The sequence below is a fragment of the Pseudomonas sp. Leaf59 genome (assembly GCF_920984685.1).
Taxonomy (GTDB): Bacteria; Pseudomonadota; Gammaproteobacteria; order Pseudomonadales; family Pseudomonadaceae; genus Aquipseudomonas.
In genome coordinates, this window is sequence record NZ_CAKLBR010000008.1 from 90,668 (window position 1) to 116,451 (window position 25,784).

General features: G+C 61.7%; 25 protein-coding genes. 15 read left to right on the forward strand and 10 right to left on the reverse strand.

Annotation, left to right across the window (positions count from 1 at the left end):
- Window positions 1-26: 26 nt before the first annotated feature.
- Window positions 27-443, reverse strand: a complete 417-nt coding sequence (locus LUB09_RS11220; protein ID WP_231422590.1) for a lipoprotein — start codon at window positions 441-443, stop codon at window positions 27-29.
- Between the two features lie 185 nt (window positions 444-628).
- Here LUB09_RS11220 and LUB09_RS11225 point away from each other — a divergent pair, with 185 nt between their 5' ends.
- A complete protein-coding gene (locus tag LUB09_RS11225) occupies window positions 629-1,507 on the forward strand; it encodes a DMT family transporter (RefSeq protein ID WP_209985063.1) in 879 nt (292 codons plus the stop codon).
- Between the two features lies 1 nt (window position 1,508).
- Here the strand turns inward: LUB09_RS11225 and LUB09_RS11230 are convergent, their stop codons facing one another.
- Window positions 1,509-2,843, reverse strand: a complete 1,335-nt coding sequence (locus LUB09_RS11230; protein ID WP_231422591.1) for an MFS transporter — start codon at window positions 2,841-2,843, stop codon at window positions 1,509-1,511.
- Window positions 2,844-3,056: 213 nt separating this feature from the next.
- Here LUB09_RS11230 and quiC point away from each other — a divergent pair, with 213 nt between their 5' ends.
- Entirely contained in the window at window positions 3,057-4,958 is a 1,902-nt protein-coding gene (quiC, locus tag LUB09_RS11235) for a 3-dehydroshikimate dehydratase QuiC (protein ID WP_231422592.1), read from the forward strand.
- Between the two features lie 78 nt (window positions 4,959-5,036).
- Window positions 5,037-5,702 (forward strand): TetR/AcrR family transcriptional regulator, encoded by a 666-nt coding sequence (locus LUB09_RS11240; RefSeq protein WP_209985056.1) that lies wholly within the window; start codon window positions 5,037-5,039, stop codon window positions 5,700-5,702.
- A gap of 269 nt (window positions 5,703-5,971) precedes the next feature.
- Here LUB09_RS11240 and LUB09_RS11245 read toward each other — a convergent pair whose 3' ends face one another.
- Together LUB09_RS11245 and aroQ are read right to left on the reverse strand one after the other, a co-directional pair.
- The gene (locus tag LUB09_RS11245) at window positions 5,972-6,820 is read right to left on the reverse strand and encodes a shikimate dehydrogenase (protein WP_416195148.1); all 849 of its coding nucleotides are present in this window, start codon (window positions 6,818-6,820) and stop codon (window positions 5,972-5,974) included.
- On the reverse strand, window positions 6,820-7,266 hold the full coding sequence (gene aroQ / locus LUB09_RS11250; RefSeq protein WP_231422593.1) for a type II 3-dehydroquinate dehydratase: 447 nt from the start codon (window positions 7,264-7,266) through the stop codon (window positions 6,820-6,822). Before aroQ ends, LUB09_RS11245 begins: the two co-directional genes overlap by 1 nt.
- A 263-nt stretch (window positions 7,267-7,529) precedes the next feature.
- Here aroQ and LUB09_RS11255 point away from each other — a divergent pair, with 263 nt between their 5' ends.
- Both LUB09_RS11255 and LUB09_RS11260 read left to right on the forward strand, forming a co-directional pair.
- Window positions 7,530-7,958 (forward strand): DUF4160 domain-containing protein, encoded by a 429-nt coding sequence (locus LUB09_RS11255; RefSeq protein WP_209985050.1) that lies wholly within the window; start codon window positions 7,530-7,532, stop codon window positions 7,956-7,958.
- A complete protein-coding gene (locus tag LUB09_RS11260; protein ID WP_231422594.1) occupies window positions 7,955-8,419 on the forward strand; it encodes a DUF2442 domain-containing protein in 465 nt (154 codons plus the stop codon). Before LUB09_RS11255 ends, LUB09_RS11260 begins: the two co-directional genes overlap by 4 nt.
- Before the next feature lie 17 nt (window positions 8,420-8,436).
- On the opposite strand, the gene trmA is transcribed toward LUB09_RS11260, so the two are convergent.
- Together trmA and LUB09_RS11270 are read right to left on the reverse strand one after the other, a co-directional pair.
- Window positions 8,437-9,516 (reverse strand): tRNA (uridine(54)-C5)-methyltransferase TrmA, encoded by a 1,080-nt coding sequence (gene trmA / locus LUB09_RS11265; RefSeq protein ID WP_209985044.1) that lies wholly within the window; start codon window positions 9,514-9,516, stop codon window positions 8,437-8,439.
- Window positions 9,513-10,808 (reverse strand): NCS2 family permease, encoded by a 1,296-nt coding sequence (locus LUB09_RS11270; RefSeq protein WP_057008669.1) that lies wholly within the window; start codon window positions 10,806-10,808, stop codon window positions 9,513-9,515. The genes trmA and LUB09_RS11270 overlap by 4 nt, the downstream gene beginning before the upstream one ends.
- A gap of 188 nt (window positions 10,809-10,996) precedes the next feature.
- Between LUB09_RS11270 and LUB09_RS11275 the strand changes: the two genes are divergently transcribed.
- The 4 genes from LUB09_RS11275 to LUB09_RS11290 all read left to right on the forward strand — a co-directional run bounded on the left by LUB09_RS11275 (window position 10,997) and on the right by LUB09_RS11290 (window position 15,229).
- Window positions 10,997-11,443: a DUF4879 domain-containing protein gene (locus tag LUB09_RS11275; RefSeq protein WP_209985037.1), complete on the forward strand. Its 447-nt coding sequence runs from the start codon at window positions 10,997-10,999 to the stop codon at window positions 11,441-11,443.
- 95 nt (window positions 11,444-11,538) lie between these two features.
- Window positions 11,539-12,063, forward strand: a complete 525-nt coding sequence (locus LUB09_RS11280) for a (2Fe-2S)-binding protein (RefSeq protein WP_209985034.1) — start codon at window positions 11,539-11,541, stop codon at window positions 12,061-12,063.
- Window positions 12,060-13,049, forward strand: a complete 990-nt coding sequence (locus LUB09_RS11285; RefSeq protein WP_209985031.1) for an FAD binding domain-containing protein — start codon at window positions 12,060-12,062, stop codon at window positions 13,047-13,049. The genes LUB09_RS11280 and LUB09_RS11285 overlap by 4 nt, the downstream gene beginning before the upstream one ends.
- Window positions 13,046-15,229 (forward strand): xanthine dehydrogenase family protein molybdopterin-binding subunit, encoded by a 2,184-nt coding sequence (locus tag LUB09_RS11290; RefSeq protein WP_231422595.1) that lies wholly within the window; start codon window positions 13,046-13,048, stop codon window positions 15,227-15,229. Before LUB09_RS11285 ends, LUB09_RS11290 begins: the two co-directional genes overlap by 4 nt.
- Window positions 15,230-15,433: 204 nt before the next feature.
- Here LUB09_RS11290 and LUB09_RS11295 read toward each other — a convergent pair whose 3' ends face one another.
- Window positions 15,434-16,675, reverse strand: a complete 1,242-nt coding sequence (locus LUB09_RS11295) for an MFS transporter (RefSeq protein WP_231422596.1) — start codon at window positions 16,673-16,675, stop codon at window positions 15,434-15,436.
- Between the two features lie 318 nt (window positions 16,676-16,993).
- Here LUB09_RS11295 and LUB09_RS11300 point away from each other — a divergent pair, with 318 nt between their 5' ends.
- Genes LUB09_RS11300 through LUB09_RS11310 form a run of 3 tightly spaced genes read left to right on the forward strand, consistent with a single transcriptional unit; the run spans window position 16,994 to window position 19,616 of the window.
- Complete coding sequence (locus LUB09_RS11300) at window positions 16,994-18,427, forward strand: cytochrome ubiquinol oxidase subunit I (RefSeq protein ID WP_231422597.1); 1,434 nt, start codon at window positions 16,994-16,996, stop codon at window positions 18,425-18,427.
- A 1-nt stretch (window position 18,428) separates the two neighbouring features.
- Complete coding sequence (cydB, locus tag LUB09_RS11305) at window positions 18,429-19,436, forward strand: cytochrome d ubiquinol oxidase subunit II (protein ID WP_231422598.1); 1,008 nt, start codon at window positions 18,429-18,431, stop codon at window positions 19,434-19,436.
- Between the two features lie 12 nt (window positions 19,437-19,448).
- On the forward strand, window positions 19,449-19,616 hold the full coding sequence (locus tag LUB09_RS11310) for a DUF2474 domain-containing protein (protein ID WP_010206690.1): 168 nt from the start codon (window positions 19,449-19,451) through the stop codon (window positions 19,614-19,616).
- A 70-nt stretch (window positions 19,617-19,686) separates the two neighbouring features.
- Here the strand turns inward: LUB09_RS11310 and LUB09_RS11315 are convergent, their stop codons facing one another.
- Window positions 19,687-20,811: a methyltransferase gene (locus LUB09_RS11315; RefSeq protein ID WP_209985015.1), complete on the reverse strand. Its 1,125-nt coding sequence runs from the start codon at window positions 20,809-20,811 to the stop codon at window positions 19,687-19,689.
- A gap of 164 nt (window positions 20,812-20,975) precedes the next feature.
- Window positions 20,976-21,686 carry a helix-turn-helix transcriptional regulator gene (locus tag LUB09_RS11320; protein ID WP_231422599.1) on the reverse strand — a complete coding sequence of 237 codons (711 nt, stop codon included), beginning with the start codon at window positions 21,684-21,686 and terminating at the stop codon, window positions 20,976-20,978.
- Window positions 21,687-22,110: 424 nt separating this feature from the next.
- On the opposite strand from LUB09_RS11320, the gene LUB09_RS11325 reads away from it, so the two are divergent.
- Window positions 22,111-22,887, forward strand: a complete 777-nt coding sequence (locus tag LUB09_RS11325; protein WP_057008678.1) for a ferredoxin--NADP reductase — start codon at window positions 22,111-22,113, stop codon at window positions 22,885-22,887.
- Between the two features lie 43 nt (window positions 22,888-22,930).
- On the opposite strand, the gene mscL is transcribed toward LUB09_RS11325, so the two are convergent.
- A complete protein-coding gene (gene mscL / locus LUB09_RS11330; RefSeq protein ID WP_057008679.1) occupies window positions 22,931-23,347 on the reverse strand; it encodes a large-conductance mechanosensitive channel protein MscL in 417 nt (138 codons plus the stop codon).
- Window positions 23,348-23,635: 288 nt separating this feature from the next.
- On the opposite strand from mscL, the gene katB reads away from it, so the two are divergent.
- Both katB and LUB09_RS11340 read left to right on the forward strand, forming a co-directional pair.
- Window positions 23,636-25,177, forward strand: coding sequence for a catalase KatB (gene katB, locus LUB09_RS11335; protein WP_231422600.1), 1,542 nt, complete (start codon window positions 23,636-23,638; stop codon window positions 25,175-25,177).
- Between the two features lie 51 nt (window positions 25,178-25,228).
- A complete protein-coding gene (locus tag LUB09_RS11340; RefSeq protein WP_209985009.1) occupies window positions 25,229-25,768 on the forward strand; it encodes an ankyrin repeat domain-containing protein in 540 nt (179 codons plus the stop codon).
- The last annotated feature ends 16 nt before the right edge of the window (window positions 25,769-25,784 follow it).

Below are 25,784 nucleotides of genomic sequence, written 5' to 3' on the forward strand. Positions count from 1 at the left end.
TACAAAAATATTGATGAAGTATGGCCTTATTGGCGGCAATAGCCTTCGCCGGTGGCGACGATCAGGCAGTCTTTTTTATCCGCCAGCCATTTAAGACCCGTGGCCTCACCGTCCCCGGCGCGCAGCATCTGCGGGCCGTCCGGGCGGGTGAAGGCGATACCGTCGTCGGCTTCTTCACCCTTGAAGGTGCCGGCGTCCTCGGCATCCAGGCCGTATTGCATGGTCAGGATGTAGTGCCCACGGCCAATGGCGTCGTCCTTGGCGATGGTGAGGTTCAGGCCTTCGACGCCGATCCATTTGCCTACCCATTGGTCGGTGGGCGGGGTGGGCGGCACCAGGGTCGCCTGCACCGAGGGCGGCGCAGGTTTGGCCGGTGCCTTGTCCTCATGGTTACAGGCGGCGAGCAAGGCCAGGGTGGAGAGCAGGAACAAGGTTTTTTTCATGGCAGGCAGGCCTTGGTTAAAAAATGTGCAATACGGCAGTGAACGTGCAGGGTTGGACCCAAACCCGGTGATTTAGTGCGCTGTTCGTCCGGTGTTTGGTTATGCTCTGAGGGCAGACCCACGCCCGGCTGCTAGATTATTCGGTTGAGTGCCATCGCGTTTAACTCGCCACCCAAGAGAATTCAATGACTGTCAGTACCCCGCTTTCCGGCGTCAACCATCCGTTCAAAGGCATCCTGTTGATTGTGGTGGCGACGTTCCTGTTCTCCAGCCACGACGCGCTGTCCAAATACCTCGCCGGGTTCTACCCGATCGTGATGGTGGTGTGGGCGCGCTACATGGTGCACACCTTGCTGATGGCCGGGATTTTCCTGCCGCAGTCGGGCCTGCGCGTACTGCGCAGCAAACGCCCCGGCATGCAGGTGGTGCGAGCATTGTGCCTGCTGGGCACCAGCCTGTTTTTCACCACGGCGCTGCATTACATCCCGCTGGCGGAAGCCACGGCGGTGAACTTCCTCGCGCCCATCCTGGTGACCGCGCTGTCGGTGCCGCTGCTGGGCGAGCACGTTACGCGGGGCCAGTGGCTGGCGGTGATCTGCGGGTTCATCGGCGTGGTGATCATCATCCATCCCGGCGGCGAGCTGTTTACCCCGGCGGTGCTGCTGCCGTTGTGCTCGGCGCTGTTCTTCTGCTTCTACCAGTTGCTCACGCGCATCCTCAGCCAATACGACACGCCCACCACCAGCAACTTTTTCGCCGGGCTGTGCAACACCCTGGTGATGAGTGCGATGGTGCCGTTCTTCTGGCATGTGCCGAGCCTGTGGCATGGGGTGATGATGCTGGCACTGGGCACCTGCGGCATGACTGCCCACTTGATGTTGACCCAGGCGTTCCGCTTCGCGGCGCCGGCCTTGCTGGCGCCGTTCGGCTATTGCCAGATCGTGTTTGCGGGGTTGTTGGGCTGGCTGGTGTTCAGTCATACCCCCGACATGACCACGGTGGTCGGCATCGGGGTGATCTGCATGAGCGGGCTGGCCGCTGCCTGGCAGCAGCGGCGTCGTTGAGTTACACGTCTACCGTCGGGATCTTGCGCGGGGCCATGAAGTACATCCAGGTCAGCGCAATGAAGTACATCGCCGGGATCAGGGTGAACAGCACCGTGTAGTTGTTGTTGGTCACCGTGAGGATGTGGCCGACGATCTGGGTCATGAACATGCCGCCGATGGCCGCGCACATCCCGCCGAACCCGAACACCGTGCTCATCATGTGCTTGGGCGTGTAGTCCATCACCAGGCTCCAGATGTTGGCGGTCCAGGCCTGGTGCGCGCCGATGGCCAGGGAGATGGCAAACACCGCGACCCACAGCTGGCTGGAGCCGGCCGCCATGATCACGCCGACGATGCAGCAGGCGAACAGCAGCATCGACAGCAGCCGTGCCTTGATCGAGTTCATGCCACGGCCGATCAGGAACGACGACAGGATACCGCCGCCCACGCTGCCGAAGTCGGCGGTGAGGTAGATGATGATCAGCGGGATGCCCATCTGCGTCACGTTGATGCCCAGGTTGTATTGCTGGTTCAGGAACGGCGGCAGCCAATACAGGTAGAACCAGAACACCGGGGCGGTCAGGGCGTAGGCGATGGCGAAGGCCCAGGTGCCGCGCATGCGCAGGATGCGGCTGAACGGAACGCCCGGTTGTTCCGGCTCGACTTCCCGCTGCACGTAGTCCAGTTCCGATTGTTTAACGCTCGGATGATCTTCCGGGTTGTAGTACTTCAAACCCCAGAACACCAGCCACAGCGCGCCCAGCGACGCCATGCACAGGAACGCCGCCTGCCAGCCCCACACGTGCAGGATCAACGGCAGCAGCATCGGCGTCATCATGGCGCCGACGTTGGTGCCGGCGTTGAAGATACCGGTGGCCACTGCGCGTTCACCGGCCGGGAACCACAGACGGGTGGTCTTGACGCAGGCCGGGTAGTTGGCGGCTTCGGTCAGGCCCAGGATAAAGCGGCACACCATAAAGCCTACTGCCGAGGTGGCCAGGCCGTGCGCGCCGGTGGCCAGGCTCCACAACAGCACGGCGCAGAAGAACACGCGCTTCACACCCACTCGGTCGATCAAGCGGCCCTGCAGCACGAAGCCGATGGCGTAGCCCACCTGAAACCAGAAGTTGATGTTGGCGTAGTCCATCGCCGTCCAGCTCATTTCCTTGGCGAGGATCGGTTGCATCACGCCCAGGGCGGCGCGGTCGATGTAGTTGAGCGTGGTGGCGAAGAACACCAGGGCCAGCATGCCCCAGCGAGTTTTACCCACGGCCAGGGCGCCGCGGATCTTGTCGCCGATGCCGGCGTGCGGGGTGCCCGGGCGCGTGGCCAGGGTAGGGTTTTGCAAAGGCATGAGGTCGTACCCGTTTTTTTGAAATTTTTATGGTGTGTTCTGGGTCTTTTCTTACGAGATCGATGGTGCGCAGCGGTTAAAAAATCGTCAATTCGCCAAATCGGCTAGTGTTCGATAATCGCACCAAAAACTAACCGGTTCGTACATTATGATTGCTGCGTGTAGGCTGGGGGCGAATAATTTGCCACAAACAACACGTGCCGGGAGAACTCCATGCAACGATCCATCGCTACCGTTTCCTTGAGCGGCACCCTGCCGGAAAAGCTCGAAGCCATTGCCGCCGCCGGTTTTGATGGGGTTGAGATCTTCGAGAACGACCTGTTGTATTACGACGGGAGTCCGCGCGAAGTTAGACAAATGTGCGCCGACCTCGGAATTGCCATCACGTTGTTCCAGCCGTTTCGCGACTTTGAAGGCTGCCGCCGCGACCGCCTGGCGCGCAACCTGGAGCGCGCCGAACGCAAGTTCGACTTGATGCAGGAACTGGGCACCGACCTGGTGCTGGTATGCAGCAACGCCTCGGCCGATTGCGTGGGCGATGAACGCATCCTGCTCGATGACCTCAGCCTTTTGGCCGAACACGCCGGTCGTCGTGGCGTGCGCATTGGCTACGAAGCGCTGGCCTGGGGCAAGCATGTGAATACCTGGCAGCAGGTGTGGAACCTGGTGCGCCAGGTCGATCATCCCGCCCTGGGCGTGTTGCTCGACAGTTTCCATACGCTGTCGCTCAAAGGCGACCCAAGTGGCATTGCCCAGATACCGGGCGACAAGATCTTCTTTGTGCAAATGGCCGACGCGCCGATCCTGGCGATGGATGTGCTGGAGTGGAGCCGGCATTTCCGCTGCTTCCCGGGTCAGGGTGAGTTCGACCTCGCGGGGTTTCTTGCGCCGATCATCCAGAGCGGCTACAGCGGGCCGCTGTCCCTGGAAATCTTCAACGATGGTTTTCGGGCCGCCCCCACGCGCGCGAATGCGGCCGACGGCCTGCGCTCGCTGCTGTACCTGGAAGAGAAAACCCGTCAGCGCCTGGCCGAGCAAGCACCTGCCGCGCCGGTCGATATCCTCTTTGAAACGCCTGCCGCCAGCGAGTACGACGGCATTGAGTTCCTCGAATTCGCCGTGGATGAAAGCCTCGGCGCCAAACTCACCCATTGGCTGGAACGCCTGGGTTTTGCCAGGGCCGGGCAGCACCGCTCGAAAAATGTGAGCCTGCTGCGTCAGGGCGATATCAACCTGATCCTCAATTGCGAACCCTACTCCTTCGCCCACAACTTCTTCGAGGCCCATGGGCCGTCGTTGTGTGCCACGGCGATTCGGGTCAAGGACAGCGCCAAGGCGCTGCAACGTGCCGTGGCCTTCAAGGGCCAGCCCTATCGCGGGCTGGTCGGGCCCAATGAACTGGAACTGGCTGCCGTGCGTGCGCCGGATGGCAGCCTGATCTACCTGGTGGACCCCAGCGAAGGTGGCCTGTACGACACCGATTTCAACCTGCAGTCGGCGCCTTCCGTCAGCGGCGGGCTGCTGCGCATCGACCATATGGCCATGGCGCTGCCGGCCGACAGCCTCGACAGCTGGGTGCTGTTCTACAAGAGCCTGCTCGACTTCGAGGCCGATGACGAAGTGGTGCTGCCTGACCCTTACGGGCTGGTGAAAAGCCGCGCGCTGCGCAGCCGCTGCAGCTCGATTCGCCTGCCGCTGAATATCTCCGAGAACCGCAACACGGCCATTTCCCACGCACTGTCGAGCTATCGCGGCTCGGGTGTGCACCACATTGCCTTCGACTGCGCGGATATTTTCGCCGAGGTGCGCCGAGCCAAGGACGCCGGGGTGCCGCTGCTGGATATCCCGCTCAATTACTATGACGACCTTGCCGCCCGGTTTGATTTCGACGACGAGTTCCTCAGCGAGCTGGCGTATTACAACGTGCTGTACGACCGCGATGCCCAGGGGGGTGAGCTGTTTCACGTGTACACCGAACCGTTCGAGGGGCGGTTTTTCTTCGAGATCCTGCAGCGCAAGAATGGCTACGCCGGCTATGGCGCGGCGAACGTGGCGGTGCGTCTGGCGGCGATGGCCAAGTCGCGCAGCGGCGCGGTTCGTCAGGCGCGTTTGTGATACCGGGCCAGGTGCTTCCTTCGGCAAGCGCCGCGGCCCATAATCGCAGCCTGCATAACACACCGCCATGAGCGCACCATGACCCTGACTCCCGATCTCTCCGCCGTGTCAGACGCACCGCGCAAGAGTCGCAAGAACAATCCGGAAAAGACCCGGGAGAATATTCTCCAGGAAGCCATCGTCGAATTTGTTCAGCAGGGCCTGTCCGGCGCCCGCGTGGACGCCATCGCCGAGCGCATCCACACGTCCAAGCGCATGATCTACTACTATTTCGGCAGCAAGGAGCAGTTGTACGTCGAGGTGCTGGAAAAGCTCTACGGCGACATCCGCAACACCGAAACCCGCATGAACCTCACCGCCCTGGAGCCGCGCGAAGCGATCCGGCGGCTGGTGGAATTCACCTTCGATCACCATGATCAGAATGTGGATTTTGTGCGCATCGTCAGCATCGAAAATATCCACAATGCCGAGTATGTGAAACGCACGGACACGATCAAGGCGATGAACAGCAAGATCCTCGAGGGGCTGGGGGAAACCCTGCGCCGTGGTGCCGAGCTGGGATTGTTTCGCGAGGGGCTGGAGCCTTTGGACGTGCACTTGCTGATCAACTCGTTCAGCTTTTACCGGGTGTCCAACCGTCATACCTTCAGTGAGATCTTTCAGATCGAACTGTCGGATGAGGCGATTAAACAGCGGCACCGCGAGATGATCTGTGAGTCGGTGTTGCGTTACCTGCAGGCTTGATTACGCGTTTTGAAATGCAATCCATGTGGGAGGAGGCAGGCTCCCCGCTTATCAAACACAAAATAACGTGTCGATTTTAGCCTGGAGTTTCAGGCAGCCACACGCCTGTGGCGAGCGGGCTTGCCCCGCGTTGGGCTGCGCAGCAGCCCCAAAACCAGACGCTGAGCCGTATCAGGTACACCGCGTTTTGCTCGATGGGGGGCGCTTCGCACCCCAACGCGGGGCAAGCCCGCTCGCCACAATAAGCCCGCTCGCGGTCTGCCACATTTTCAGGTGTTCATGGTCTGGAAGTGCGCAAGCATTCTTTGCGCATCCGCCACCTCGCCACTGAACAATTCAAACGCTTTCACCGCCTGAAACACCGCCATATTGCCACCATCCAACGTGCGGCAACCCAGGGCACGGGCATCGCGCAGCAGCTGGGTTTCCAGCGGGAAGTACACGATTTCCGCGACCCACAGTTGCGCGCGTAACAGCGCTGCGTGCACCGGCGTGCCGGGCATTTTGGCCATGCCCATCGGCGTGGTGTTCACCAGGCCATCGGCCTCGGCCATGGCGTTGTCCAATTGGCTGCCGACCTCGGCGCGACCCGTGCCGAAGCGCAAGGTCAAGTTATCCACAAGCTCGCGCGAGCGGGCGGCGTCCACGTCGAAAATGCTCAACTGCTGCACACCCTCGGCCAGCAACGCATGGGCAACCGCCGCCCCGGCACCGCCGGCGCCCATCTGCACCACGCGCTGACGCGGCACATCATTGAGGTTGCGTCGAAAGCCTTCGGCAAAGCCCAGGCAGTCGGTGTTGTGGCCGATGCGTTTGCCGTCCTTGAACACCACGGTGTTTACCGCGCCGATGCCGCGCGCTTCGTCCGATAAGTCATCCAGCAACGGCAGGATCGCCTGTTTGCACGGGTAGGTAATGTTCAAACCGGTGAACTGCATCGACTCTGCGGCGCGCAGCAGGTCGGGCAGGGCGCTGACGGTCAGTTGTAACGGTTCCAGGTCGATCAGGCGATACAGGTAGCGCAAGCCCTGGGCGTCACCTTCCTGCTCATGCAGGGCCGGGGTGCGGGAGGCCTGGATACCGGCGCCGATCAGGCCGGCGAGCACGCGTGGTTTCATCAGGCGCATCCTTTGAGCGTGTGACTGAAATGTTCCAGGGCCAGGTGATAGCCATGGCTGCCAAACCCCGCCAGCACCGCCTTGGCGACCGGGGACACGAACGAGTGATGACGAAAGGCTTCGCGCGCATGCACGTTGGATAGATGCACTTCGATCACCGGCACTTCACTGGCCACCAGCGCATCACGGATGGCGACCGAGGTGTGGGTCCAGGCGGCGGGGTTGATCACGATTCCGGCGCAACGGGCGCGGGCACCGTGTATCCAGTCGAGCAGTTCGCCTTCGTGGTTGGTCTGGCGAAACTCGACTTTCAGCCCGAGCTGCTGCGCACTGCGTCCGCACAGGGCGGCGACATCGGCCAGGGTTTCATGGCCATAAGTGGCGGGCTCGCGAGTGCCGAGCAGGTTGAGATTGGGGCCGTTGAGCACTAGCACGATGGGTGGCATTGAGGGATCTCCACAGTTCTTATTGGTTGTGGGGATAAAATGTACTGGTTGGTTAGTTTGGTCAATGGATGGCGCGGGGTGTGTTCGATTATCGAACGATTAATCGTGGCTTCAGACGTTGGAATGTGCGGTAACAACGCCGCATTCGACGAATGGTGCGCTGTTACTAATCTGTGAAAAAGCTTCGGAGTGGTGGAGCCGGTTGTCGGGTTGCGGACTGAGAAGCGTAACCTGGCGGAAAATAACCTAACGGATGGGTTACGATGAGAGTAGGCGCTTACAAAGGATATGTGATTTCGGTATTTATCAGGGATGAGCATTGCCCGCCGCATGTGCATGTCAGGGGCAAGGACTGGGATGCGCGCTTTCGCTTCAGCTTTCTGAACGGGGGCGTGGATCTGTGGGACGTGGATCCCGAACGCAGACGACCTTCCAAAGCGCTTTTGAATGAAATAGGCGAGGCAATAACGCAGCGGCACTATCTGGCTCGGGCGCGCAGGATTTGGTGGGAAAAACTGCAAACGGTTTGCCTGGAGAACCATTCCTGGGATTTGGACGCGAGTGAACTGGTTCCGGGGTTGGTCATTCGACGCGGTGTCCATGTCATCGCAAGCGCCTGGCACGATGTTGTAAAGCAACGAACAATTTTGAATCTGGTAAGAGCGCCCAATTGTGTGGGGATTGATTTATGAAAATCGTGAAGGCCAAAGTCACACCTTATGTACCTCTCACTGATGCAGATATCGACAAGGCAATAGCACGAGGGCGCAAGCTCAAGCGTCTGTACGCCAATGCGATCGACGTGCGCTATGAAGACGGCTGTATCTCCATCGGCTTCAGCGACGGCAGCCGTGTCGTATTGCCTGTAGCCGGTCTTGCGGAGTTCGAAGGGTTTTCCCAGGAGGATTTCCAGCAGTTGGAAGTCGGCTTTGGCGGCAAGGCACTGTGCTGCGAGCCTCAGGACCTTGATGTGTCGATCACCGGCTTGATCGCCACAAGCCAGCCTCTGATGGATCTGGCGACGAGCCTGGTGGCGTCACGCAACGGTCGCAAGAGCAGCGCGGCCAAATCCGCCGCCGCTCGCGCCAATGGCAAGAAGGGTGGCCGGCCCCCCAAAAAAGCGCCGGACACCGGAGACTCCACTGACGCATGACGCTGTAGACGTCTGGATCAACGACGACTCAGCAACACCCCGGACTCCATGTGATGCGTCCACGGAAACTGGTCAAACAGGGCGCACCGGGTAATGCGGTGCGTGTCATGCAGTTGCGCAATGTTCGCCGCCAGCGTCTCGGGGTTGCAGGAGATGTAGAGGATGTTGTCGAAGCGTCGGGTCAGTTCGCAGGTGTCCGGGTCCATGCCGGCGCGTGGCGGGTCGACGAATACGCTGCCGAATTCGTAGCTTTTCAAGTCGACGCCGTGCAGGCGACGGAACGGGCGAACTTCGTTCAGCGCCTGGGTGAGTTCCTCGGCAGAGAGACGCACCAGCGTGACGTTATTCACCGCGTTTTCATCGAGGTTGCTCAGCGCCGCATTCACCGAGGTCTTGCTGATCTCGGTCGCCAGTACCTTGCGCACGCGCGTGGCCAACGGCAGGGTGAAGTTGCCGTTGCCGCAGTACAGCTCCAGCAAGTCATCCGGGCGCTCGCCCAATGCCTCGAACGCCCAGTTGAGCATCTTCTGGTTCACCGTGCCGTTGGGCTGGGTGAAGGCGCCTTCGGGTTGGCGGTAGCTGAAGGTGCGCCCGCCGACGTCGAGTTTCTCCACCACGTAGTCGTGGCCGATAACATCTCGCTTGCCCTTGGAGCGGCCGATGATGCTCACGCCCAGATCAGCCGCAAGCGTGTTCGCTGCCGTGTGCCAGTGTTCGTCCAGCGGGCGGTGATAGCACAGGGTGATCATCGCATCGCCGGCCAGGGTGGTGAGGAACTCCACCTGGAACAGCTTGTGACTCAGGGCGGCGCTGGCTTGCCAGGCGGCCTTGAGCTGCGGCATCAACTGGTTGATGCGCTGGCTGGCAATCGGGAAGTCTTCGATCAGGATCGGCGTGCGCTTGTCGTCCTGGGAGAACATCGCGTAATGACGCTCGCCGTCTTCGCGCCACAGGCGGAACTCGGCGCGCAGGCGAAAGTGCTGTAACGGCGAGTCGAAGACCTGCGGCTCGGGCGCGTCGAACGGTGCCAACAGGTCACGCAGGCGCGTGACCTTGTCCTGCAGTTGCGCAGTGTAGCGTGCGGCGTCAAAAGTCATGCGTTGAACCAGCCCAGCTTGATCACAAACAGAATCGACAGAATCACCAGCGCCGGGTTCAGCTCACGGTAGCGGCCCGAAAGCAGCTTGATGGCGGTCCAGGCGATGAAACCGAAGGCGATGCCGTTGGCGATGGAGTAAGTGAAGGGCATCGCCAGGGCGGTGATCACCACCGGCGCTGCCACGGTAATGTCGTCCCAGTCGATTTCAGCCAGGCCCTGGGTCATCAGCACCGCCACGAACAGCAGCGCCGGCGCGGTGGCGAAGGCGGGAACGCTGGCGGCCAGCGGCGAGAAGAACAGCGCCAGCAGGAACAGAATGGCGACCACGATGGCGGTCAGGCCGGTACGGCCACCGGCGCTCACGCCCGCAGCGGATTCGATGTAGCTGGTGGTGGTCGAGGTGCCCAGCAGGGAGCCGGCCATGGCCGCGGTGCTGTCGGCGATCAGCGCACGGCCCATTTTTGGCATGTGGCCGTCCTTGCCCATCAGACCGGCGCGCTTGGCGACGCCGATCAGGGTGCCGGAGTTGTCGAACAGGTCAACGAACAGGAAGGCGAAGATCACACTGACCAGGCCGATATCCAGCGCGCCCTTGATGTCCAGTTGCAGGAAGGTCGGGGCCAGGGACGGCGGCATCGAGGTCACGCCGCCGAACGGGGTAATGCCGAGCAGGATCGACACGATGGTCACCGCCAGAATGCCGATCAGCACCGCACCGCGCACGGCCAGGGCTTCCAGCGCCACGATCAGCACGAAGCCCAGGGTAGCGAGGATGGGGGCGGGTTGCTTGAGGTCACCCATGCCAATCAGGGTGGCCGGGTTGGCGACTACGATCCCGGCGTTATGCAGGGCAATCAGCGCGAGGAACAGGCCGATACCGGCGGCAATCGCCGAGCGCAGCGGCAGGGGGATGCTGTTGATGATCCACTCACGGATGCGGAAGATCGACAGCAGGAAGAACAGCACCGCCGAGATGAAGACCGCGCCCAGCGCCACTTGCCAGGTGTGACCCATGTGCAGCACCACGGTGTAGGTGAAGAAGGCGTTCAGGCCCATGCCCGGTGCGAGCGCAATCGGGTAGTTGGCGATCAGGCCCATCACGGTCGAACCGATGGCGGCGGCCAGGCAGGTCGCGACGAATACCGCGCCCTTGTCCATGCCGGTCTCGCCCAGAATGCTCGGGTTCACGAACAGGATGTAGGCCATCGCCAGGAACGTGGTGATCCCCGCAAGAATCTCGGTGCGCACGTTGGTGTTGTGGGCTTTGAGTTGAAACAGCTTTTCCAGCATGCCGGCTCCCTGTGACGCTATCTTGCGTCGTTATTTGTTGACCTCTAAGTCAAAGCACAAACTGCGCCAAGCGCCTGTGGTTTCAGAGAGGATCGGAAAAAGCGGCGCATCATACCAGCAGCCGAGGCTGTGTGGCGCGTGGCCTTGAGGCATACTGCGGCGACGTTTGATAGCGGGTAGTCGACAGCATGAAAAAAGCCAACGCGTGGAGTCTAGCGCTGTTCCCCTTTATTGGCCTGTGGCTCGGTGCAGCACCGGCGTGGGGCGCCGCTGCACCGGCTTTGAGCGAGGTGCGGGTGTTCAAGGTCGAGTCGGCGCGCTGCACCGAAAGCATCCCGGACCGCGTGACCACCACCCAGATGTGCACGCACCGTGGGCCCACCAAGGTCTCGGTGATGGAAGTGGGCCTGGGCAACAACCCGGTCGGGCGCTTCAACGGCGCGGTGCTCAATGCTCAGCGCACGGCGGTGTGCCAGGTCGGCAATATCAGCCAGGCGTGCAATGGCGCAGGCCAACTGATCGGTTACATCTATGTGTTCGACCTGAACGTCGCAGGCCCCGGCGGCTTTGAATACAGCAACTCCTCGATCAATCCGCCGCGCAACACCCTCAAGACCCAACTCAATATCCTCTGATCAATCCGCTTGAACGCTCATACCCCCGGGAAGTCGTACCCCTGAGACGGCGATTTCCCTAACGCCGCGGATGTACACCAACCCGTGAGGTGTTTATGAGCGCGACCCCCAATGGCGCGGCGGCCCAACCGTTCGTCGCCCACCCAATACGCTTGACCCTCAACGGTCAGGAACGCCAACTGAGCGTGTTGCCCTGGACCACCCTGCTGGACCTGCTGCGCGAACAACTGGACCTGGTCGGCAGTAAGAAAGGCTGTGACCACGGCCAGTGCGGCGCCTGCACCGTGTTGCGCGACGGCAAGCGCGTCAATGCCTGCCTCACCCTGGCGATCATGTGCGACGGTGCCGAGCTGACCACCATCGAAGGCCTGGCCGACGGCGACCGCTTGCACCCGATGCAGCAAGCCTTCATTAAGCACGACGCCTTCCAGTGCGGTTACTGCACTCCCGGCCAAATATGCTCCGCCGTGGGCCTGGTCAACGAAGGCCGTGCCCACGACAGCGCACAGATCCAGGAATTGATGAGCGGCAACCTCTGCCGTTGCGGCGCCTACAGCAATATCCGCGATGCCATTGAAGACGCGCTGCCCGCGTGCCGTCAGCGGGGAGGTGAGCAATGAATCCCTTCCACTACAGCAAGCCTGCCGACGTGCAGGAAGCGGTGCACCTGAGCAGCACGGCCTCGCGCTTCATCGCCGGGGGCACCAACCTGCTGGACCTGATGAAAGAGAACATCAGCCGCCCCGAGCACCTGATCGACATCACCGGCCTGCCGCTGCGCGAGGTGGAAGCAACCGCCGACGGCGGCGTGCGCATCGGCGCCCTGGTCAGTAACGCTGACCTGGCCTGGCACCCGCTGATCGAACAGCGTTACCCGCTGCTGTCCCAGGCCATTCTCGCCGGCGCCTCGCCGCAGCTGCGCAACATGGCCAGCACCGGCGGCAACCTGTTGCAGCGCACCCGTTGCTACTACTTCTACGACGCCGCCGTGCCATGCAACAAGCGCGAGCCCGGCAGTGGTTGCCCGGCGCGCACCGGTTTGAACCGCATCCATGCGATCCTCGGCGCCAGCGACCAGTGCGTTGCCACCCATCCTTCCGACATGTGCGTGGCTCTGGCGGCGCTGGAAGCGCGTGTGCATGTGCAAGGGCGCGCTGGCGCACGGGTCATCGAGTTTGCCGATTTCCATCGCTTGCCCGGTGATGCGCCGCAACGCGACAACCAGTTGGCCGACGACGAGTTGATCACCGCTGTCGAACTGCCGGCCGATCACCTCGCCCGTCACAGCCACTACCTGAAAATCCGCGACCGCGCGTCCTATGCCTTCGCCCTGGTGTCCGTCGCCGCAGCCCTTGAACTGGACGGCGACCGCATCGTTGACGCGCGTCTGGCCCTCGGCGGTGTAGCGCATAAACCCTGGCGCGACCGCGCGGTGGAAAGCGCCTTGATTGGCCAGTCGGTCAGCCGCGAAACCTTCAGCAACGCCGCCGACGCGCTGCTGCAGGATGCCGAGCCGCTTGAGCACAACGGCTTCAAGATCAAGCTGGCACGCCGCGCAATTATCCGCGCCCTGAGCGACGCCGCCGTCGCAGGAGAACAGCCATGAGTGCTATCGGCAAACCCCTGGACCGCGTCGACGGTCTGCTCAAGGTCACCGGGCAAGCGCGCTACGCCGGTGAATTTCCCGAGGACGGCCTGCTGCACGGCAGCGTGGTCTCCAGCAACATTGCCAAGGGCCGCGTGCTGCGTATCGACGCCTCCCGAGCGCTGGCGCTGCCGGGCGTGGTGGCCGTGATCGACCACCTCAACCGGCCGAAAATTGCCAGCTACGATGACGCCTTCGCCGACGATGATGCGGCGGACGGCTCGCCCTTCCGCCCGTTGTACAACGACCGCGTGCTGTATAGCGGCCAGCCGCTGGCGCTGGTCATCGCCGATAACCTGGAGCTGGCGCGCCACGCCGGTTCCCTGGTGCACATCGAGTACGAAACCGAAGCCTTCGACACCGATCTGGTTGCGCAGCAGGAGAGCGCTCACCCTTCGTCGCAGACCCCGCCCAAACCGCGCGGTAACTTCCAGGCCGAATGGTCCGGCGCGGCCATCAGCCTCGACCTGCATTACAGCACCCCGATCGAACATCACAACCCCATGGAACCCCACGCCAGCACCGTGCTGTATCAGCCGGACGGCACCTTGCACATCCACGACAAGACCCAGGGCCCGCAAAACTGCCAGTCCTATGTGCAGGAGGTGTTCGGCCTGGATAAAAGCCAGGTGCGCATTTTTGCCGCGTTCGTCGGTGGCGCCTTTGGCTCCGGCCTGCGTCCGCAGTACCAGTTGCCGTTGGCGGTGATGGCGTCGCTGTCGCTCAAGCGTTCGGTGCGCGTGACCCTCACCCGCCAGCAGATGTTCACCTTCGGCTACCGCCCGCGCACCCTGCAGCGCCTGCAGATGGGCGCCGCCGCCAATGGTCGCTTGCTGGCCCTGGGGCACACCGCGATTGGCCAGACCTCGCGCTTCGAGGATTTCAGCGAACACGTGGTGGAGTGGAGCGGCATGCTCTACCACTGCGACAACATTCAGCTGACCTACAAACTGGTGCCACTGGACGTCTACACCCCGCTGGACATGCGCGCACCCGGCGCTGCGCTGGGTGTGATCGGCCTCGAATGTGCGATGGATGAACTGGCTTGCGCCCTGGCCATCGACCCGGTGCAACTGCGCCTGATCAACTACGCCGAGTGCAACCAGAACGAAGACAAACCCTGGTCCAGCAAAGCCTTGCGCGAGTGCTACAGCGAAGGCGCCGAGCGTTTTGGCTGGAGCCAGCGCAACCCGGAGCCGCGCAGCATGCGCGACGGTCGTCAGTTGATCGGCTGGGGCATGGCCGGCGGCGTGTGGGAAGCCATGCAGATGAAGGCCAGCGCCAAGGCGCGTCTGGACGCGAACGGCAAACTGACCGTGAGCAGCGCCACCACCGACATCGGTACCGGCACCTACACCGTGATGACGCAGATCGCGGCCCAGGCCAGCGGCGTGGCAATGGCCGATATCAGCTTTCTGCTGGGGGACTCATCCCTGCCCACCGCGCCGTTGCAAGGCGGCTCGTTTACCGTGTCTTCGGTCGGTACGGCGGTGCAGCAGGCGTGCGAAGCGCTTAATGCCAAGTTGCTGAAAATCGCCCAACAGACCTATCCGGCTTTCAAGGACGTGGACACCGCGCGCTTTGAAGACGGTCAACTGCACGCCGGCGAACAACGCGTGTCCCTGGCGCAGTTGGTCAAGGACAGCGGCGAACAGGCGCTGGAAGTACAGGTCGACAGCGAGCCCGACAAACAGCGCGAAGGCTACGCCACGGCCACTCACTCGGCGGTGTTCGTCGAAGTGCGCGTGGACGAGGACCTGGGCACCATCAAGGTCAGCCGCGTGGTCAGTGCGATTGCTGCCGGGCGCGTGGTCAACCCGAAAATGGCACGCAGCCAGATCCTCGGCGGTGTGGTGTGGGGCATCGGCATGGCGCTGCATGAAGAGACCCAGGTCGACCATCAACTGGGGCGCTACATGAACCACAGCCTGGCCGAGTATCACATTCCGGTTAACGCCGATATCGGCGAGATCGATGTGGTGTTTGTCGAGGAACATGACGAGATCGTAAACGCGCTGGGCTCCAAGGGCGTGGGCGAGATCGGCATTGTCGGCGTGGCGGCGGCGGTGGCGAACGCGGTGTACCACGCCACCGGCAAGCGGGTGCGGGAATTTCCGATCACGTTGGACAAGGTGCTCTAGCGATCACCGTAAACCCATGTGGGAGCGGGCTTGTTGTGGCGAGCGGGCTTGTCCCGCGTTGGGCTGCGCAGCAGCCCCAAAACCAGGCTCTGCGCAGTGTCAGGTACGCCGCGTTTTCGTTGATTGGGGGGCGCTTCGCACCCCAACGCAGGGCAAGCCTGCTCGCCACAGCCAGCTCCCTCCTTTGCCTTTATTGCAAGTGGGTCAGGCGGTGGGTTTTTCTTCCACCGGCACATGCATCCGGTCCCGATTCGCCAGGGTCGGGAACAGTTTGATCCACACCCCGGTCACCACCAGCGTGCCGATCCCGCCCATCACCACGGCGGGCACGGTGCCGAACCAATGGGCGGTAATGCCCGATTCAAACTCACCCAACTGATTCGACGCGCCGATAAACAGGCCGTTGACCGCGCTGACGCGTCCGCGCATTTCATCCGGGGTTTCCAGTTGCACGAACGACGCGCGAATGACCATGCTGATCATGTCCGCCGCGCCCAGCACCACCAGCACCGCGAGGGAAAACCAGAACGAGGTGGAGAGGCCGAAGGCAATGGTTGCCACGCCAAACACACCCACGGCGGTGAACATCACGCGGCCCACTTTGCGGTCGACCGAGAACCGCGCCAGCCACAACGACATCAACAGTGCGCCCACTGCCGGTGCCGAGCGCAACAGGCCCAGGCCCCACGGGCCGGTCAGCAGAATGTCCTTGGCGAACACCGGCAGCAGCGCGGTGGCGCCGCCCAGCAGCACGGCAAACAGGTCGAGGGAGATCGCGCCGAGAATGTCCGGGCGACTGCGGATAAAGCGGATGCCGGCCAGCAACGAGTCCAGCGTGGCCTTGCCTTTGTTCAGCGGCGTCTGGCGGGCAGGCAGGTTGAGCATCAGCACGCAGGCAATGAGGTACAGCACCACGGTGGGGCCGTACACCCAGACGCTGCCGAATGCGTAAAGCAGGCCGCCGAGTGCCGGGGCGACGATGGTGGCCAGTTGCTGGGCCGACTGCGACGAGGCCACCGCCCTTGGGAACAACGCGCTGGGCACGATGCTCGGCAACAGCGCCTGGGTGGTCGGCTGTTCAAAGGAGCGGGCAGCGCCAAGCAGGAAGGCGAGGATGAAGATCATCTCGCGGGTCACGTGGCCGGTCAGGCCGCCGATGGCCAGGGACAGCGCGATCAGGGCCTGCACGGTCTGGCAGATGGCCGCGACCCTGCGCCGCTCATAACGATCGGCCACATGTCCGGTGTGCAGCATGAACAGCACTCGGGGCACGAACTCCACCAGACCGACCAGGCCCAGGTCGAGCACGTTGCCGGTGAGTTGGTAGAGGTTCCAGCCGATGGCCACGGTGAGCATCTGAAAGCCGCTGGCGGTAAAGATCCGCGCCAGCCAGAACGCGATAAAGGGACGGTGATGACGTAACAGCAACGCGGGTTCAGTGGGCATCGAAGGTACTGGCCGGAGCTTGAGGGAACGGCGAGGTTATCATCAAGCTGTAACAAATAGTTGCAAGAACAGCCGTGAGGCAGCCTGTCACGCGTCAATCCACCACACGGCCACTGACACAAAATGGGACTACTCTTTCAGCAATGCTTGATCCAGATCAAAACCTGTGTGGGGTTTGGTCTGGCGGCCGCAAGGCCGGAATCCCTGCGTGGATGGTCATAAAAAGAAACGAATTTGAATTCGCCACACTCCATATCCGTGGGGGCAGTGGATGCGGCCTTCAGCCAGCATTCGGTATTACCTGAAAGAGGAAAACTTATGTTCGGTTTGGAGGCGCTCGATCTCGCCCGAATCCAGTTCGCGTTCACTATCTCGTTCCACATCCTGTTCCCGGCCATCACCATCGGCCTGGCCAGTTACCTCGCGGTGCTGGAAGGCTTGTGGCTCAAGACCCGCAACGACACCTACCGTGACCTCTACCATTTCTGGTCGAAGATCTTTGCCGTCAACTTCGGCATGGGCGTGGTCTCGGGCCTGGTCATGGCCTATCAGTTCGGCACCAACTGGAGCCGCTTCTCGGACTTCGCCGGTGCCGTCACCGGGCCGTTGCTGACCTATGAAGTGCTCACGGCGTTCTTCCTCGAGGCCGGCTTTCTCGGCGTGATGCTGTTCGGCTGGAACAAGGTGGGACGCAACCTGCACTTCTTTTCCACGGTGATGGTGGCCGTGGGGACGCTGATTTCCACGTTCTGGATTCTGTCGTCCAACAGCTGGATGCAGACGCCCCAGGGCTTTGAAATCATCGATGGCCGCGTGATCCCGACTGACTGGTTCGCCGTGGTCTTCAACCCCTCGTTTCCCTATCGCCTGGCTCACATGGCCACGGCGGCGTTCGTCGCCACGGCGTTCTTCGTCGGTTCCTCGGCGGCCTGGCACCTGCTGCGCGGCAAGGACAACCCGGCGATCCGCAAGATGCTCTCGATGGCGATGTGGATGGCGCTGATCGTCGCGCCCATCCAGGCGGTGATCGGTGACTTCCACGGCCTCAATACCCTGGAGCACCAGCCGGCGAAAATCGCGGCCATCGAAGGTCACTGGGAAAACAAAGGCAATGAGCCGACCCCGTTGATCCTGTTCGGCTGGCCGGACATGAAGGCTGAAAAAACCAAATACGCGGTGGAAATTCCGTACCTGGGCAGCCTGATCCTGACCCACTCCCTGGACAAGCAGGTGCCGGCGCTCAAGGAGTTCCCGCCTGAAGACCGGCCCAACTCGACCGTGGTGTTCTGGTCGTTCCGGGTCATGGTCGGCCTGGGCTTCCTGATGATCTTCACCGGTCTGTTCAGCCTCTGGCTGCGCCGTGGCGACCGGATGTACACGTCCAAACCGTTTCTCTACCTGGCACTGTGGATGGGCCCGTCCGGCCTGATCGCGATTCTCGCCGGCTGGTTCACCACCGAAATCGGCCGTCAGCCGTGGGTGGTCTACGGGCTGATGCGCACGGCGGATGCGTCCTCCGGGCACAGTCTGGCGCAGATGACCATTACGCTGGTGCTGTTCGTGGTGGTGTACTTCGCGCTGTTCGGCGCGGGCCTGGGCTACATGATGCGCCTGGTGCGCAAAGGCCCGGTCACCCACGAAAGTACCGAACCGACCCCCGGCGGCCCTGGCCAGAAACGCACGCCGGCGCGTCCGCTGTCGGCGGCCGATGACGGCACCGATGACGACCACCTCCAGCACAAGGGGCATTGAGATGGGTATTGACCTTCCGCTGATCTGGGCCGTGATCATCATCTTCGGCATCATGATGTACGTGGTGATGGACGGCTTTGACCTGGGTATCGGCATCCTCTTTCCGTTTATTCCGGGCAAGGTCGACCGTGACGTGATGATGAACACCGTCGCGCCGGTGTGGGACGGCAACGAAACCTGGCTGGTGCTCGGCGGCGCGGCGCTGTTCGGCGCGTTCCCGCTGGCCTATTCGGTGGTGCTGTCGGCGCTGTACCTGCCGTTGATCCTGATGTTGATCGGGCTGATCTTTCGCGGCGTGGCCTTCGAGTTCCGCTTCAAGGCCAAGGACCACAAGCGCCACCTGTGGGACAAGGCGTTCATCGGCGGTTCGATCGCTGCGACGTTCTTCCAGGGCGTGGCGCTGGGGGCGTTCATCGATGGCTTCCCGGTGGTCGACCGCCAGTTCGCCGGCGGCTCACTGGACTGGCTCACCCCGTTCACGCTGTTTTGCGGCGTGGCACTGATCTTTGCCTATGCGTTGCTCGGCTGCACCTGGCTGATCATGAAGACCGAGGGCAAGTTGCAGGCGCAGATGCACAGGCTGGCGCGGCCGCTGGCCTTTGTGGTGCTGGCGGTGATGGCGATCGTCAGCCTGTGGACGCCGCTGGCCCACGGCGATATCGCATCGCGCTGGTTCAGCCTGCCCAACCTGTTCTGGTTCCTGCCGGTGCCGATCCTGGTGCTGGTGACGATGTACGGGCTGATTCGCGCCGTGGCGCGCCATGCGCATTACACGCCGTTCCTGCTGACGCTGGTGCTCATCTTCCTCGGCTACAGCGGCCTTGGCATCAGCCTGTGGCCGAACATCATCCCGCCGTCGGTATCGATCTGGGACGCCGCCGCGCCACCGCAGAGCCAGGGCTTCATGCTGGTGGGCACGTTGTTCATCATCCCGTTCATCCTGGGTTACACCTTCTGGAGCTATTACGTGTTCCGCGGCAAGGTCACCCACGAAGACGGCTATCACTAGGAGGGTCGCACGATGTCCGGCAAACCTTCGTTGCACGAAATCGAACAGGCCGAAAAGCAGCCGCTGTGGCGGCGTCTCGGCTGGCTGGCAATGATCTGGACCGGCAGCGTGCTGGCCCTGTTCGTGGTGGCCAGCCTGATGCGCATGTTCATGAACGCGGCGGGCCTGACCACCCACTGACATCCCTGTCCGGGCTTCGCGGCCCGGTTTTCAGGCCTTGCGCTTCATCTGGAAGGGCAGGGCCTTTTTTTTACTTGCGCGCTTTGAGGATGACGAACTTGGGGGTGGCGGCGACTTGCTCGACGCCACGGAACAGGCGCGCCAATTTGCTGTGATAGCCCAGGTGGCGGTTGCCGACGATATACAGCGCGCCGCCGACCACCAGTGCCTCCCGGGCCTGCTGAAACATGCGCCAGGCGAGGAAGTCGCCGACCACCTGCTGCTGGTGGAAGGGCGGGTTGCACAGCACCACGTCCAGCGATTGCGCTTCCTGACCGGCCAGGCCGTCGCCCGCACGCAGGATGACGTTGCGCGCACCCAGCGCCGCGCGCCAGTTTTCGCCGGCCGATTGAACGGCCATATAGGACTCGTCCACCAGGGTGTATTGCGCCTCGGGGTTGCGCAGCGCGCTGGCAATCGCCAAGACGCCGTTGCCGCAACCGAGATCGGCCACGCGGGCGCTGCCCAGGTTGGTCGGCAGGTGCGGGAGGAAGGCGCGGGTGCCAATGTCGAGGCCTTCGCGGCAGAACACGTTGGCGTGGTTGAGCAGCGTGATGGCGGGCGTGTCCAGCGTGTAGCGGGTGGGGTAGGGCGACACGGCGGCCGGGCGATCTTCCACGGTGGCGATCAGCAAACGGGCCTTTTTCACCGCCAGTGAGGCATGCATCGGCCCGATGTAGCGTTCGAGCAGTTCGCCGGCTGCCCGTGGCAAGTGTTTGACCATCGCCCCGGCAATCACCTCGGCACCCGGCGCCAGTTGGCCTTGCAGGCGGATCAGCTGTTCTTCAAGCAATGCCAGGGTTTTGGGGACGCGTACCAGCACCCGGTCGAAGGGCCCTGTCGGCACCTCGTTGGCCGGCACAAACGGCACGGCATCGAATGCCCTGGCGTTGCGCAGAAGATTTTTTTCAAGGCCCTGTGCGGCCAGGAACGAGTCACCGCTGGACGTCACCTGTACCCGGCCTTCCAGGCTCGCCGCCAACGCGCCGAAACTGTCGTTGAGCACCAGCACTCGGGTTGCCATCGTCGGTTGCTGCGCGGCCAGGTGGCTGAGCAGGTACTCGTCGGCTGCATCGAATGCCTGCAGCGGGTCATTGTGTTGCTCTGGCTGGCGAATCAGATCGAGCTGGGCGAAGGGGCTGTCGAGCAAGGGCATGGCGGGGGAAACTCTGGGTCAACGATGAGCGTCGTGGCGGAAAGACCTGCCGCAACCATCTGAGCGAACTGCGAGGCGAGCCCTCGGGGCTGCATCAACACTCAGATTTGGCCACAAATGTTACTTTTTTTTCGATGGGATTACATGGGGCGTTTACGCACCGGTCAAAACAGGCCGGCCTTGGACGCGCAGAGCACGGCGGCGATCTTGCTGTTGACGCCCAGCTTCTTGAGGCAACTGCTGATATGAAAGCCCACCGTGCGCTCGGCCAGACACAGGATGGTGGCGATCTCAGACGCTGTCTTGCCCATGGCCGACCAGCGCAGGATTTCCGTTTCCCGTGGTGTCAGCTTGCAAGGAGGGCTGATGCCGGGCGTATCGGCAAATTTCTGCGCGACCACCGCGTGCATCGCATGGCACATCCAGAGCACCTGGCCGGCTTTTTCGTAAAGCTCCTCGGGGCTGACCTCGCGCTTGCCTCGACCCAGGGTCAGCATGCTGAACACGCCCTGGAAATCATGCACCGCCTGCGTCCATCCCTGATGTACGCCAAACGACTTGGCCAGCGCCCATAAATCGGGGGTGGCAGCGAAGGTTTTTTCCTCCCAGACAATAGGCAGCACGCTGCGTTTGCAATGAGCGACTATGGGATCAACTTCAAAGAAGTGAGCTTGTTTATAGGTGCTGGTCCATTCATTTGGGTAATTGTTGAAATTGATGGGTTTCGTTTGGTTGTTGGGTTGTTGTGAGCTCATTGTAAACGAACAGTATTCAAATCCGAGTTCGTAGGTCTGATTAATAACCATCTCATAAACAGTGGTGCTCTTGTTCTCGCCTTCCAGCTTGGAAAGCCTCGTGTTTCGCCAGTTAACCATCAGGAACGCTCCATGAATTTTGGTGTGACTTGGGTACGTCCCAGCTCCCAACGCGGCACGAAAACAGTGTAGGACATGACTTGCAGGATTGAACGAAAAATCTTCTTTAAATGTCAGATTGGATCTTTGGTTCTTTGTACGAAGACAAGGGCTTTGTATAACTTAATTGATTAAGCGGTTGAATTTCGGCCTGTTTACTCAGAGTTTGCAGCTAATTAAGAGGGGTGTTGGAAGCAGCGTAATAGCGAAATGTTCAGTAATCGTTATAAACATGCGATGCCAAGCAAGTGTGTCTAAAAGTTAACACATTACCCTTCGTTACAGAGTGCCGCGGTGGCAACCAGTGGCAATGCCAGTACAAACCGACGGTGTTTAGCCGCCAGGGTTTGAGGGACACTAGGGCACCTGTAGAACGGAGCCTCCCATGACGGCCAGTGCTGAGAAATTTACCCGCCAGACCTTGCTCGATGTGCAATCGCTGACCCCCAGCCTGTTTACCCTGCGCACTACCCGCGACGCCGGCTTTCGGTTCACCGCCGGCCAGTTCGTGCGGCTGGGCGTGACCAGGGCGGATGGCAGCACCGTATGGCGTGCCTATTCCATCGTGTCTTCGCCGTTCGACGAGCACCTCGATTTCTTCTCCATTGTGGTGCCGGGTGGCGAATTCACCAGTGAGCTCAGCCGCCTGAAGGTGGGCGATACCTTGATGGTGGAACGCCAGGCCACGGGCTATCTGACCCTGAACCGTTTCGTCGATGGACGCGATTTGTGGCTGCTGGGCACCGGCACTGGCGTGGCGCCGTTCCTGTCGATCCTGCAGGATTTTGAGGTGTGGGAAAAATTCGAGCGCATCGTGCTGGTGTACAGCGCCCGCGAGGCGAGGGAGTTGGCCTATCAATCGCTGATCAGGGAGCTGGGTGAGCGCGAGTACCTGGCCGAGTTCGCGCACAAGCTCACGTATGTGCCGATTGTTACCCGCGAGCAGCATCCGGGCGCCTTGAATGGGCGTATCACCACGCTGATCGAAAACGGCGAACTGGAACGCGCGGCCGGCGTTGCGCTTACCCCGGAGCACTCCCGCGTGCTGATCTGCGGCAACCCGCAGATGGTCGATGACACACGTCAGTTGCTCAAGCAGCGCGACCTGCAGTTGAGCCTGAGCCGGCGCCCCGGGCAGGTGGCGGTGGAAAACTACTGGTAAGCAAAAAGGCGCCCGCAGGCGCCTTTTGCGAAAACCGTTGGGCCTACAGCGGCTTGTCGTTCTGCGCCTTGAGCAGATCGCGGATCTCACCCAGCAGCACTTCCTCTTTGGTCGGCACTGGTGGCAGGCTGGGGGCCTTGGCTTCTTCACGCTTGAGGCGGTTGATGACCTTCACGCCCATGAAGATCGCAAACGCGACGATGAGGAAGTCGACCACGCTCTGGATGAACTTGCCGTAGGCCAGCACCACGGCCGGTGCATCGCCCTGGGCTGCCTTGAGCGTTACCGCCAGGTCGCCGAAATCGACGCCGCCGATCAACAGGCCCAGGGGTGGCATCACCACATCGCCCACAAATGAGGACACGATTTTGCCGAAGGCGGCGCCGATGATGATACCGACAGCCATGTCGACCACATTACCTTTGACCGCGAAGGCCTTGAACTCACTGATCACGCTCATAGGTTTATTCCTTGTTACACATGAGAAGGGTGGGGCTCAGTGTAAGGCAGTCATAGCGGGCTCGCCCGACACAACTGTTAACACTGCCAGGTTTTATCGACACACCAAATCGCAAATAGTTTGCAAAGTGCCACCAATCGCGCGCGAAATACGCGCTATTTGACGGGGTTGCGAGAATAATTTCTCAATCGGCCTGGTGGGCTTTTTCTATTTATCTTCTGACTCCCGGGTCACTAGCCTCTGGCAAGCACAACTGAATGTGCGCTAAAAAAACCAGAGGAAACCTCGATGAATATTTCAACGAACCGTGGGCCCATACTGGCGCGACATGCCTTGCTGCTGGCCACCGCCAGCCTGCTCTCGCTGTCCGTACAGGCCGCCAACCTCACCCGTGACAACGGTGCCGCCGTCGGCGACAACCAGAACTCCCAGACCGCCGGCCCCAATGGCCCGGTCCTGCTGCAAGACGTGCAGCTTATCCAGAAACTGCAGCGCTTTGACCGCGAACGCATCCCGGAGCGGGTGGTGCACGCGCGTGGCACTGGCGCCCACGGCACCTTTACCGTCACCGACAACCTCAGCGACCTGACCAAGGCCAAGGTCTTCGCCGCCGGCGAAGCCACTCCGGTGTTCGTGCGTTTCTCGGCCGTGGTGCACGGCAACCATTCGCCGGAAACCCTGCGTGATCCACGCGGTTTCGCCACCAAGTTCTATACCGCCGAAGGCAACTGGGACCTGGTCGGGAATAACTTCCCGACCTTCTTTATTCGCGACGCCATCAAGTTCCCGGACATGGTCCACGCGTTCAAACCCGACCCGCGTACCAACCTGGACGATGACTCCCGTCGTTTCGACTTCTTCTCCCATGTACCGGAGTCCACCCGGACATTGACCGAGCTGTACTCCGACTCGGGCACGCCGGCCAGTTACCGTGAGATGGACGGCAACGGCGTACATGCCTACAAACTGATTAACGCCAAAGGCGAAGTGCACTACGTCAAGTTCCACTGGAAGAGCCTGCAAGGCATCAAGAACCTTGATCCCGAGCAAGTCACCCAAGTGCAGGGGCGTGATTACAGCCATATGACCAATGACCTGGTCACTCATATCAACAAGGGCGACTTCCCCAAGTGGGACTTGTATGTGCAGGTGCTCAAGCCTGAAGACCTGGCCAAGTTCGATTTCGACCCGCTGGACGCCACCAAGATCTGGCCAAACGTACCCGAGCGCAAAGTTGGGCAAATGGTGCTGAACCGCAACCCGGCGAACGTCTTCCAGGAAACTGAGCAGGTGGCCATGGCCCCGGCCAACCTGGTGCCGGGCATCGAGCCTTCGGAAGACCGTCTGCTGCAAGGTCGGGTGTTCTCCTATGCCGACACCCAGATGTACCGCCTGGGCGCCAACGCCTTGCAATTGCCGATCAACGCGCCACGCGTAACCGTCAACAACGGTAATCAGGACGGCACCCTCAACAGCGGCAAAACCACCAGCGGCGTGAACTACCAGCCAAGCCGTCTAGAAAATCGCGAAGAGCCGCAAGCCGCGCGTTACAGCCAGTCGGCCCTGACCGGCAGTACCCAGCAGGCGAAGATCCAGCGCGAGCAGAACTTCAAGCAGGCCGGCGACCTGTATCGCTCCTACACCCCCAAAGAGCGCCAGGACCTGATCGACAACTTCGGTGGCTCGCTGGCCACTACCGATGACGAGAGCAAGCACATCATCCTCTCGTTCCTCTACAAGGCGGACCCGGAGTACGGCACCGGCGTGACCAAGGTCGCCAAGGGTGACCTGGCCCGCGTGAAGGCGCTGGCGGAAAAACTCAAAGACTGACCCGCAGGCTGTGGTCGGCGCCCCCAGGGCGCCGACCCTTTGGAGAACACTATGCGTATTTCCATCGGTTTACTGATTGCCATGCTGGCCTTTGGCGCCCATGCCGAATCGCCTGACCCGGTCGCGCTCAAGGCGCAGCTTCAGGACTATTACTTCGACGCCGCCCGCCGTGGCGACCTCGACATGCTCAACACCTTCATCGAGTCGGGCTACGCGCTCAACACCCAGGACGACAAGGGCTACACCGCGTTGATCCTCGCCGCCTATCACGGCGAAAGCGCCTACGTTGAGCGCCTGCTGGCGGCCGGTGCCGATGCCTGTGTGCAGGACAAACGCGGCAACACCGCGCTGATGGGGGCGATCTTCAAAGGCGAGCTGAAAATCGCCCAGCGCCTGCTGGCCACCGACTGCAACCCCGACCAGCGCAATGGCGCCGGGCAGACGGCGGCGATGTACGCCGGGCTGTTCAAGCGCGTCGAACTGCTCGACGCGCTGAAGGCCAAGGGCGCCGATCTCAATGCGCAGGACCCGGTCGGCAACAGCGCGGCACGCTTGGCCAGCGGTGAAATCCGGACCCCGGCCTCGCGCTGAGCTATCATCGCGGTTT